The 10,620-nt window shown below is 68.5% G+C and carries 10 protein-coding genes; all 10 read left to right on the top strand.

The window, feature by feature from the left end; translation table 11 throughout:
* A partial coding sequence (locus E3O19_RS13875; RefSeq protein WP_166804583.1) for a PH domain-containing protein occupies positions 1 to 1,159 on the top strand: 1,159 nt, incomplete at its 5' end.
* Complete coding sequence (locus E3O19_RS13870) at positions 1,156 to 1,917, top strand: Rossmann-like and DUF2520 domain-containing protein (protein ID WP_134568534.1); 762 nt, start codon at positions 1,156 to 1,158, stop codon at positions 1,915 to 1,917. The genes E3O19_RS13875 and E3O19_RS13870, both read left to right, overlap by 4 nt.
* A gap of 114 nt (positions 1,918 to 2,031) precedes the next feature.
* Entirely contained in the window at positions 2,032 to 2,901 is an 870-nt protein-coding gene (gene panC, locus E3O19_RS13860) for a pantoate--beta-alanine ligase (protein WP_134568533.1), read from the top strand.
* Positions 2,902 to 2,976: 75 nt separating this feature from the next.
* Positions 2,977 to 4,545, top strand: coding sequence for a lysine--tRNA ligase (gene lysS / locus E3O19_RS13855; protein WP_134568532.1), 1,569 nt, complete (start codon positions 2,977 to 2,979; stop codon positions 4,543 to 4,545).
* 4 nt (positions 4,546 to 4,549) lie between these two features.
* The gene (locus E3O19_RS17855) at positions 4,550 to 4,708 is read left to right on the top strand and encodes a hypothetical protein (RefSeq protein ID WP_166804582.1); all 159 of its coding nucleotides are present in this window, start codon (positions 4,550 to 4,552) and stop codon (positions 4,706 to 4,708) included.
* Positions 4,705 to 5,325 (top strand): SGNH/GDSL hydrolase family protein, encoded by a 621-nt coding sequence (locus E3O19_RS13850; RefSeq protein ID WP_134568531.1) that lies wholly within the window; start codon positions 4,705 to 4,707, stop codon positions 5,323 to 5,325. The genes E3O19_RS17855 and E3O19_RS13850 overlap by 4 nt, the downstream gene beginning before the upstream one ends.
* A gap of 194 nt (positions 5,326 to 5,519) precedes the next feature.
* Positions 5,520 to 5,732 (top strand): hypothetical protein, encoded by a 213-nt coding sequence (locus E3O19_RS13845; RefSeq protein ID WP_134568530.1) that lies wholly within the window; start codon positions 5,520 to 5,522, stop codon positions 5,730 to 5,732.
* 6 nt (positions 5,733 to 5,738) lie between these two features.
* A complete protein-coding gene (cls, locus tag E3O19_RS13840; RefSeq protein ID WP_134568529.1) occupies positions 5,739 to 7,202 on the top strand; it encodes a cardiolipin synthase in 1,464 nt (487 codons plus the stop codon).
* 137 nt (positions 7,203 to 7,339) lie between these two features.
* Positions 7,340 to 9,865 (top strand): ATP-dependent Clp protease ATP-binding subunit, encoded by a 2,526-nt coding sequence (locus E3O19_RS13835; RefSeq protein WP_134568528.1) that lies wholly within the window; start codon positions 7,340 to 7,342, stop codon positions 9,863 to 9,865.
* 198 nt (positions 9,866 to 10,063) lie between these two features.
* Positions 10,064 to 10,570 carry an amino-acid N-acetyltransferase gene (locus E3O19_RS13830; RefSeq protein WP_134568527.1) on the top strand — a complete coding sequence of 169 codons (507 nt, stop codon included), beginning with the start codon at positions 10,064 to 10,066 and terminating at the stop codon, positions 10,568 to 10,570.
* The last annotated feature ends 50 nt before the right edge of the window (positions 10,571 to 10,620 follow it).

Here is a 10,620-nt window from a genome sequence, read left to right as displayed (position 1 = left end):
CGCCGCGCACGGCACCGCCGTCGTCGACCCTGGAACCGGCGCGGGCGGCCAGGACACGACCCCGCCGGACGCCGCGCAGCCCGACCCGTCCGCGCGGGCGTTCGGCTCCGGCGCATCCGGGTTCGGCGCGGCGGCGGTAGGGATCGCCGGCGGGATCGGCGGATTCGCCGTCGACCGGGCGAACGAGTTCTTCGCCCCGGAGCTCGATCCCGACGCGGCCCCGCCGGAGTCGGTCGTGCGGATCCCCCCCGGGCGGCTGATCGGATCCGTCTTCTTCAGCGGCTTCACCGTGTTCCTCGTGCTGGCCGGGATCGCCCTCGTCGTCAGCGTCGCGGTCGGCGGCAGCGGCTGGCTGCTCGTGGTCATCCTCCCCGGCATGCTCGGTAGCGTCAGCTACTATTTCTCCCGTTTCACCAAGTCCCTGCGCTACAGCATCGCCGGCACCCCCGACGGCGTGCGGGTGGGTTTCGGCCTGTTGTCCACGAGCAACGAGACCCTCCCGCCCGGCCGCATCCATGCCATCCGGGTGTCGCAGCCCCTGCTCTGGCGTCCGTTCGGCTGGTGGCAGGTGCGGATCAACACGGCCGGGCACTCCACGAACAAGGGGGCGGCGGGCGAGGCGAACACCACGACCCTCCCGGTCGGCACCGAGGACGACGTCGCCCGCGTGCTCGAACTGATCCTGCCCGGCTTCAATTCGGCCGAGCACCTCGCGCTGATCTCCCGCGGCCTCCGATCAAAGGGCGGTGACGACGGTTTCACCAACGCGCCCCGGCGTGCGGCCTGGCTCCGCCCGTTCTCCTGGCGCCGCACCGGTTACGCGATCTCCGACGGGATCGCGCTGCTGCGCCGCGGCACCGTCAGCCGGGAACTGATCCTCGTGCCGCTGGCCCGGCTGCAGAGCGTCGGCGTCAGCCAGGGCCCGGTGCTGCGGATGCTCCGCCTCGCCTCCGCCGGCCTGCACACCGTCGCCGGGCCGGTCGCCGCCACGCTCAGCGTGGTCGACGCCGGCGAGGCCGTGACCCTGTTCGAGCGCGTCGCGGCCGGCGCGATCGAGTCCGCCCACCTGGACACCAGCCACCACTGGAACCTCCCGAACGGGAACCTCCCGAACGGGAGCCTCCCGAACGGGAACCTCCCGAACGGAGCGCCCGCATGACCCAGCGACCCGGCCGGCTTGGGATCGGCATCATCGGCGCCGGCCACGTCGGCCCCATCCTCGGTGCGGCCCTGGCCGGCGCCGGCCACGCAATCGTCGGCATCTCCGCGATCTCCCAGGCCAGCCGCGACCGGGCCGAAGCCATCCTGCCGTTCGTGCCCATCCTCACCGTGCCCGAGATCGTCGAGCGCAGCGAACTCGTGATCATCGCCGTGCCGGACAGCCAGCTGGAAAGCCTGATCGCCGGGCTGGCCTCCACCGGCACCTGGCAGGCCGGGCAGCTCGTGCTGCACACCTCCGCTCGGTTCGGCACGAACGTGCTCGCCCCGGCCCAGGCCGGCGGGGCGATCCCGCTGGCGATCCATCCCGCGATGAGCTTCACCGGGACGAGCATCGACATCGCCCGGCTGGCCGACAGCTGGTTCGCGGTGACGGCGCCGGCCCCGGTGCTGCCGATCGCGCAGGCGCTCGTCGTGGAGATGGGCGGGGAACCGGTCATCGTCGCGGAGGCGGACCGTTCCCGCTACGCCGAGGCCGTGGACACGGCCACCATGTTCGCGACCTCGATCGTCGAGCAGGCAACCGGCCTGCTCGCGGGGATCGGGATCGACCGGCCGGGGGCCGTGATCGCGCCGCTGGTGCGCTCCGCGATGGAGAACGCCCTCGCCCGCACCAGCCCGGACCGGCTCGACCTGTCCCTCATCGGCGACCTGCCCCTGGCGGACGCCCGCGACGACGCGGACGACACCGATGACTGAACCAACCGCAACACCAACCGCAACACCAACCGCAACACCAACCGCAACACCAACCGCAACACACACCGCAGCACACGCCGCAGCACACCTGCAACACACGGAGGACGAGTGAACGTGCTCACCACACCAGAGGTCATCGACACCATCGGCGGCCTGCGCGCGCGCCTGGCCGAAGCAGGGGAGCGACATGCAGGCGGCAGTCCGTGCGTCGTGCTCGTTCCGACCATGGGCGCCCTGCACGCCGGCCACCTGGCCCTGGTGCGCCGGGCACGGGAACTCGGCGACACCGTGGTGGTGTCGATCTTCGTCAACCCGTTGCAGTTCGGTGCCGGTGAAGACCTCGCCAGCTACCCGCGCACCCTGGGCGCGGACGTCGTCGCCCTCGCCACGGTCGGCGTCGACGTCGTCTTCGCCCCGACCAGCCGGATCATGTACCCGCACGGCCCCAGTTCCACCCGGGTCACCGCCGGGAACGTCGGCACGCTCTACGAGGGAGCCGCCCGGCCCGGGCATTTCGACGGCATGCTCACCGTCGTCGGCAAACTGATCAACATCGTCGACCCTGACGTTATCGTCTTCGGCCAGAAGGACGCGCAGCAGGTATTCCTGGTCGAGACGATGCTCGCCGACCTCGACTTCCGGCCCGTGATCGAGGTGGTCCCGATCGTGCGGGAGGAGGGTGGGCTCGCGCTCTCCAGCCGCAACCGCAACCTCGTCGAGGAGCAGCACGCCGCCGCCGGGGCGCTGTCCGCGGGGCTGGCGGCCGCGGCATCCGTGGCCGGCCGGGGCGTGGCCGCCGCCCAGCAGGCAGCCCATGCACTCATCGACGCCCAGCCACTGGTTAAACTGGACTATCTCGTCGTCGTGGACCCGCAGACCTTCCTTCCGGTCGCAACCGACCATCACGGGCCCGCCCGGATGCTGGTCGCCGCGCTGGTGGGCAGCACCCGCCTGATCGACAACGCAGCCCTCGACCTGAACTGACCATCTTCATCCACCAGATCAACCCGCGGAGCAGCCGGGGCACCGCCTGCCTGCCAGCCGCCGACGGAGAACCGCATGAGCCCGCACAACACCCCTGAGTCCGCCACGATCGCGGACGCGACCGGCACCCCGAGCACGGCCGAACTCGCCGAGGCCGAGGCCGCGCTGGCGGAGATCACCGAGCAGAAAGCCGTGCGGCTGGCCAAGCGCGACCGCCTGATCGGCGCGGCGACGACCCCCGGCGGCGGCGCGTACCCGGTGTCCGTTCCGGTGACCGACACCATCCCCGCCGTGCGGGCCCGGTTCGGCGACCTCGAACCCGATGCCGTCACGGGCGTCACGGCCGGCCTCGCCGGCCGGGTCGTGCACCTGCGCAACACCGGCAAACTCTGCTTTGCCAGCCTGCAGGCCGGCGACGGCAGTCGCATCCAGGCCATGGTCTCCCTCGGTGAGGTGGGCGCGGAGTCGCTGGCCGCGTGGAAGGACCTGGTCGACCTCGGCGACCACCTCTTCGTCTCCGGCGAGGTCATCTCCTCTCGTCGCGGCGAGCTGTCGATCATGGTCGCAGAGTGGCAGATCGCCGCCAAGGCCCTGTTGCCGCTGCCGAACCTGCACACCGAGCTCAGCGAGGAGACCCGGGTGCGCAGCCGCTACCTCGACCTGATCGCCCGCGAGCAGGCCCGGGCCAGCGTCGTCGCGCGGTCCCAGACCGTCGCCAGCCTGCGCAAGACCTTCACCGACCGGAACTTCCTCGAGATCGAGACGCCGATGCTGCAGGTCATGCACGGCGGGGCATCCGCCCGCCCGTTCACGACCCACAGCAACGCCTTCGACACCGACCTCTACCTGCGGATCGCCCCCGAGCTGTTCCTCAAGCGCGCCGTCGTCGGCGGCATCGACCGGGTCTACGAGATCAACCGCAACTTCCGCAACGAGGGTGCCGACTCCACCCACTCGCCCGAGTTCGCCATGCTCGAGGCCTACGAGGCGTACGGCGACTACAACTCGATCGCCGACCTCACCCAGACCCTGATCCAGGATGCCGCGCTCGCGGTCTCCGGCTCGCATGTGGTGACCTGGGCGGATGGAACGGAGTTCGATCTCAGCGGAGAGTGGGACCGGATCGGCATGTATGAGAGCCTCTCCGTGGCCCTCGGCTACCTGGTCTCGCCCGAGACCCCGCTGGCCGAGCTGCAGGCCCTCGCCGAGCGGGAGGGGATCGAGGTCGAGCACCCGATCCACGGCAAGTACGTCGAAGAGCTGTGGGAGCACTTCGTCAAGGGCGGCCTCACCCGGCCGACCTTCGTGATGGACTTCCCGGTCGACACCAGCCCGCTCGTGCGCGGCCACCGCAGCGTCGCCGGCGTGGTCGAGAAGTGGGACCTCTACGTGCGCGGTTTCGAACTCGCCACGGGATACTCCGAGCTCGTCGACCCGGTGATCCAGCGTGAACGTTTCGTCGAGCAGGCCAGGCTCGCGGCCGGGGGAGACCCGGAGGCCATGCGCCTCGACGAGGAATTCCTCCGCGCCCTCGAATACGGCATGCCGCCGACGGGCGGGATGGGCATGGGCATCGACCGGTTGCTGATGGCGTTGTCGGGCCTCGGCATCCGGGAGACCATACTCTTCCCATTGGTAAAGTGAGGCCATGAGCCTGCAGCCCCCGGAGGAACCCGCCCGCGACGAGACCCCGCCCGTGCCGGAGAACAGCGGCCCCTCGCGCAACCGGATCATCCTCTGGGTCATCGTCGGAGGGATCGCGCTCTACCTGATCGGTTCAGGGGTCTACGGCATCATCGTCAAATGACGGGCGTCGTGCTGTTCACCGGGGACAGCGTCACCGATTGCCGTCGCCGTGAGGACCACGACGGCCACCTCGGGTTCGGGTACGTGCGCAACATTGCGGGCTCCGGCTGGGCGTCCGGCCGCCGGGTCGTGAATACGGGGATCTCCGGCAACCGCATGGTCGACCTCGCCGCCCGCCGGCAGCGGGACGTGCTGGCCCATGCCGCCGACATCGTGTCGGTGCTGATCGGTGTCAACGACACCTGGCGGCGCTACGACGCCAACGAGCCCACCACCGCGGAGAGCTTCGAGAACGACTACCGCCGGCTGCTGGAACCGATCGTGAGGTCCGGGAGCCGGCTCGTGCTGGTCGAACCGTTCCTCCTGCCGGTCACCCCGGAGCAGCACGCCTGGCGCGAGGACCTCGACCCGAAAATCGACGTCGTGCGCAGGCTGGCGCTCGCCTACGACGCCGTGCTCGTCGCCGCCGACGCCGGGCTCGCGCGGAGCGCCGCGGCCGTCGGCGGCACCGTGATCGCCCTCGACGGGGTGCACCCGACGAGCGTGGGCCACGAGCTGCTCGCCAGCCTGTGGCTCGATGCGGTCACCGCCGCGGGCCTTGGCACGTCCTCGCCCTAACGAATTCGACGGAGATTTTGCCGAATTGCGGTGATAAACCGTGATTTAGGGCCGTTGAGGGAAAAAAGTCCGTCGAATTCGACGGGGCGACGGCGGTGGCGAGCGGATGCCGCGCAGCCGCGTCAGTCCCAGTGGCGGCACACCCGTGAACCGGGCTGTTGCCGGCGCCGATTTCCCGTATCGTAGTCAGGGATATGGACAACTTCTGGGTTAGCGCATTCTGGTCGCTCGTGCCCACCGTGCTGGTCGGGCTGATCTTTTGGCTGGTGATGCGGTCCATCATCCGGGCCGACCGCACCGAGCGGAAGGTCTACGCCAAAATCGAGGCGGAGGAACGCGCCAAACTCGGGCTCGACAAACCGGTCGGCCTCGACAAGCCAGTCGGACTCGACAAACCGGTCGCCTGACCCGGCATGTTCGGCATCGACATCTCGACCTTCATCCTGGTGGTCGCCCTCGCCGTTGACTTCACCATCCGCGTGGTCGCCGTCATCGTGGTCCCGCGCAACCGCCGGCCCACGTCCGGTATGGCCTGGCTGCTGGCCATCTTCTTCATCCCTTATCTCGGCGCCCTGCTCTTCCTGCTGATCGGCTACCGCACCCTGCCGAAGAAACGGCTGGAGATGCAGGAGGAGATCAACCAGTTCATCCTCGACAGCACCGAGGGCATCGAACAGGTGCGCAGGGACCACGTCTGGCCGCCGTGGCTGGATTCCGTCGTCGAACTCAACCGCAACCTCGGCTCGATGCCCCTGGTCGGCGGCAACCAGGCCCGGCTGCTCGGCAACTATGAGGGCACCCTCGCCGAGATGGTCGCCGACATCGACACGGCCCGCAAGTACGTGCACGTCGAGTTCTACATCCTCTCCCTCGACAAGACCACCGCCCCGTTCTTCGACGCCCTCGAACGCGCCGTCAAGCGCGGGGTGACCGTGCGGGTGCTGATGGACCACATCCAGTCGATGCGCAAGCCCGGCTATCGCAAGACCCTGCGCCGGCTCACGGAGTCCGGCGTGAAGTGGGAGCTGCTCCTGCCGCTCCAGCCGCTCAAGGGCAAGTGGCAACGCCCGGACCTGCGCAACCACCGCAAGCTCGTCATCGTCGACGGCCGGGTCGGCTACATGGGCTCCCAGAACATCATCGACCGCAGTTACAACATGCCCGGCAACATCCGTCGCGGGCTCAAATGGAAAGACCTGATGACCCGGCTCGAGGGCCCGATCGTGTCCGGGCTCAACGCGATCTTCATCACCGACTGGTACGGCGAAACGGGCGACCTGCTCACCCGCGATATCGAACCGGCGGACGCCGAGGTCGTGCCGCACTCCCTGGACTGCCAGGTCGTGCCCAGCGGCCCCGGATTCGAGGGCGAGAACAACCTGCGCCTGTTCCTCGCGCTGCTCTACTATGCCCAGGAACGCATCATCATCACGAGCCCGTACTTCGTGCCGGACGAGTCGATCATGTACGCGATCACCACGGCCACCCAGCGCGGGCTGCACGTGGAGCTGTTCGTCTCCGAGGTCGGCGACCAGGCGTTGGTCTACCATGCCCAGCGCTCCTACTACGAGGAACTGTTGCGGGCCGGCGTGATCATCTACCTGTACAAGGCCCCCTACGTGCTGCACGCCAAGCATTTCACCATCGACGACGAGGTCGCCGTGATCGGGTCCAGCAACATGGACATGCGCTCATTCAGCCTCAACTTCGAGGTGTCGCTGATGGTGCGCGGCCGGTCGTTCGTGCGCGAACTCCGGGAGGTTGAAGACGGCTACCGGGCCGACAGCCGCCGGCTCACCCTCGACGAGTGGATGAAGCAGCCGCTGCGCTCCACCGTGCTCGACAACCTCGCCCGGCTCACCAGCGCCGTGCAATAGCCGGGGCGACCCGCCGCAACCGGTCGCGGGGCGTCTTCCGTCACGCCTGCGGCGAACAGAGGCATGGTTTTGCGGGTTCGCTCGTTACTCTCGATGTATCGGTGCCACAACTGCCCTGGCGCCAAGGGAGCGATCACATGTTTGAGAGATTTACCGACCGAGCTCGTCGCGTCGTTGTCCTGGCCCAGGAAGAGGCCAAGATGCTCAACCACAACTACATCGGCACCGAGCACATTCTGCTCGGGCTGATCCACGAAGGCGAGGGTGTGGCCGCCAAGGCCCTCGAGAGCCTGGGCATTTCCCTGGACGCCGTGCGCGAGCAGGTGCAGGACATCATCGGCCAGGGCCAGCAGCAGCCGACCGGGCACATCCCGTTCACGCCGCGCGCCAAGAAGGTGCTCGAACTGAGCCTGCGCGAGGCCCTGCAGCTCGGCCACAACTACATCGGCACCGAGCACATCCTGCTCGGCCTCATCCGCGAGGGTGAAGGCGTTGCCGCCCAGGTGCTCGTCAAGCTCGGCGCCGACCTCAACCGGGTGCGCCAGCAGGTCATCCAGCTCCTGTCCGGCTACCAGGGCAAGGAGCAGGTCCAGGTTGGGGCCAACGAGACGGCGAGCGGTCCGGCGGGCAGCCAGATTCTCGACCAGTTCGGCCGCAACCTCACCCAGGCTGCCCGCGAGAACAAACTCGACCCGGTGATCGGGCGTGAGAAAGAGATCGAACGGGTCATGCAGATCCTGTCCCGACGATCCAAGAACAACCCCGTACTGATCGGCGAGCCCGGCGTCGGCAAGACCGCCGTCGTCGAGGGCCTCGCCCAGGCCATCGTCAAGGGCGACGTGCCCGAGACGCTGAAGGACAAGCAGCTCTACTCGCTCGACCTCGGCTCCCTGATCGCCGGCAGCCGCTACCGCGGTGACTTCGAGGAACGCCTGAAGAAGGTCACCAAGGAGATCCGCACCCGCGGCGACATCATCATCTTCATCGACGAGATCCACACCCTCGTCGGTGCCGGTGCCGCCGAGGGCGCGATCGACGCGGCCTCCATCCTCAAGCCGCTGCTCGCCCGCGGCGAGCTGCAGACCATCGGTGCGACCACGATCGACGAGTACCGCAAGCACTTCGAGAAGGATGCCGCGCTCGAGCGCCGCTTCCAGCCGATCCAGGTGGCCGAGCCGTCGCTGCCCCACACCATCAACATCCTCAAGGGGCTGCGCGACCGCTACGAGGCGCACCACAAGGTCTCGATCACCGACGGGGCCCTCGTGGCCGCCGCGAACCTCGCCGACCGCTACGTCTCCGACCGGTTCCTGCCGGACAAGGCCATCGACCTGATCGACGAGGCCGGCGCGCGCCTGCGCCTGTCGATCCTGTCCAGCCCGCCCGAGCTGCGCGAATTCGACGAGAAGATCGCCGTGGTGCGCGCCGCCAAGGAGACCGCGATCGAGGAGCAGGACTTCGAGAAGGCCGCGGGCCTGCGCGACGAGGAGAAGAACCTCCTCGGCGAGCGTCTGCGCCTGGAGAAGAAGTGGAAGTCCGGCGACGTCAAGACCACCGCCGTCGTCGACGAGGGCCTGATCGCCGAGGTGCTCGCCCAGGCGACCGGCATCCCCGTGTTCAAGCTCACCGAGGAGGAGTCCTCGCGGCTCGTCTTCATGGAGAAGGCTCTGCACCAGCGCGTCATCGGCCAGGAGGAGGCCATCTCGGCCCTCGCCAAGACCATCCGCCGCACCCGCGCTGGTCTGAAGGACCCGAAGCGTCCCTCCGGTTCGTTCATCTTCGCCGGCCCCACCGGCGTCGGCAAGACCGAGCTGGCCAAGGCGCTCGCCGAGTTCCTGTTCGACGACGAGGCCGCCATGATCTCCCTCGACATGAGTGAGTACGGCGAGAAGCACACCGTCTCGCGGCTGTTCGGTGCCCCTCCGGGCTTCGTCGGCTTCGAAGAGGGCGGCCAGCTGACCGAGAAGGTGCGCCGCAAGCCGTTCTCCGTGGTGCTGTTCGACGAGATCGAGAAGGCGCACCCCGACATCTTCAACTCCCTCCTCCAGATTCTGGAAGAGGGTCGGCTGACGGATGGCCAGGGTCGCGTGATCGACTTCAAGAACACCGTGATCATCATGACCACCAACCTCGGCACCAAGGACATCAGCGGCGCGCCCGTCGGGTTCCAGCTCGAGGGCGACACGGCCACCGGCTACGACCGGATGGCAGGCAAGGTCAAGGAAGAGCTCAAGAAGCACTTCAAGCCCGAGTTCCTCAACCGCGTCGACGAGGTCATCGTCTTCCCGCAGCTGACCAAGCCGGAACTGCTGCAGATCGTGGACCTGTTCATCAAGCGACTGAGCGACCGCCTGCTCGACCGCGACATGACCGTCGAACTGACCGTCCCGGCCAAGGAACACTTGATCGAGGTCGGCTTCGACCCCGCACTGGGTGCCCGGCCGCTGCGCCGTGCGATCCAGCGCGAGGTGGAGGACCGCCTGTCGGAGAAGATCCTGCAGGGCGAGCTGAACGCCGGCGACCACGTGCACGTGGACTTCGTGGCCGGAGCGTACGTCTTCACCACCACGGCACGCAAGTCCGCGGTCTCGGTCGGCGTCAACACGACGGCAGCACTGGGTACCGGGCCGGGCACGCCCGACCTCGCCGTGACCAGCGAGTAGCACCAAGCCCGGCGGCAACGCCTCGAAGGGCCCGGCGGAGCATCCGCCGGGCCCTTCCTCGTTCCCCGAATGCTGAGGGTGGCTAACTCAGGAAATCCTGCCGGGGCCGTCGTCGCACTCCCGGAAAGACGGGGGCGACTTCCGTAGACTGGAACGGTTTTCCTGAGTAAGCCACGAGAAAGGGCCGGTACGCGCCAGATGCAGGAGTATTCGGTGCGCCGGGCGCGCACGAGCGACGTGCCGCGGATCCAGGCGCTGGTGGCGCCGCTGGTGCAGGAGCGCATCCTGCTCGGCAAGGAAAGCGTGGTCTTCTATGAGGCCGTCCAGGAATTCCGGGTGGTCGAAGACACCGACGGCACCCTGATCGGCTGCGGCGCCCTGCACGTGATGTGGGAGGACCTCGGCGAGGTGCGCACCCTGGCCGTCACCGCCGACCGGCTCGGCCGCGGCGTCGGCCACGCGCTGATGGACCGGCTCGAAACGGATGCCCGCGAGCTCGGCCTGACCCGCCTCTTCTGCCTCACGTTCGAGGTGCCGTTCTTCAGCCGGCACGGCTTCAGCGACATGGGCTCGGAGACGGTTGACCCGCTGGTCTACGCCGAGCTGGTCCGCTCCCACGACGAGGGCGTCGCCGAGTTCCTCGACCTCGCCCGGGTGAAGCCGAACACCTTAGGCAACACCAGAATGGTCAAACGCCTGGTCTGATTCGCCCGCCCGGGCCCGGGCGGGCCGGACCCGGGCGGCCCGGGCCGGGG

The sequence above is a fragment of the Cryobacterium algoritolerans genome (assembly GCF_004402785.1).
Taxonomy (GTDB): domain Bacteria; phylum Actinomycetota; class Actinomycetes; order Actinomycetales; family Microbacteriaceae; genus Cryobacterium; species Cryobacterium algoritolerans.
The sequence above is the reverse complement of the archived record's forward strand: the minus strand, read 5'-3'. Positions and strand labels throughout refer to the sequence as shown.

What these genes read in the sequence shown, in the direction of transcription:
- E3O19_RS13870 (WP_134568534.1), top strand. Translation starts at nt 1,156, where the DNA reads ATGACCCAGCGACCCGGCCGGCTTGGGATCGGCATCATCGGCGCCGGC.
- lysS (WP_134568532.1), top strand. Translation starts at nt 2,977, where the DNA reads ATGAGCCCGCACAACACCCCTGAGTCCGCCACGATCGCGGACGCGACC.
- E3O19_RS17855 (WP_166804582.1), top strand. Translation starts at nt 4,550, where the DNA reads ATGAGCCTGCAGCCCCCGGAGGAACCCGCCCGCGACGAGACCCCGCCC.
- E3O19_RS13850 (WP_134568531.1), top strand. Translation starts at nt 4,705, where the DNA reads ATGACGGGCGTCGTGCTGTTCACCGGGGACAGCGTCACCGATTGCCGT.
- E3O19_RS13845 (WP_134568530.1), top strand. Translation starts at nt 5,520, where the DNA reads ATGGACAACTTCTGGGTTAGCGCATTCTGGTCGCTCGTGCCCACCGTG.
- cls (WP_134568529.1), top strand. Translation starts at nt 5,739, where the DNA reads ATGTTCGGCATCGACATCTCGACCTTCATCCTGGTGGTCGCCCTCGCC.
- E3O19_RS13835 (WP_134568528.1), top strand. Translation starts at nt 7,340, where the DNA reads ATGTTTGAGAGATTTACCGACCGAGCTCGTCGCGTCGTTGTCCTGGCC.
- E3O19_RS13830 (WP_134568527.1), top strand. Translation starts at nt 10,064, where the DNA reads ATGCAGGAGTATTCGGTGCGCCGGGCGCGCACGAGCGACGTGCCGCGG.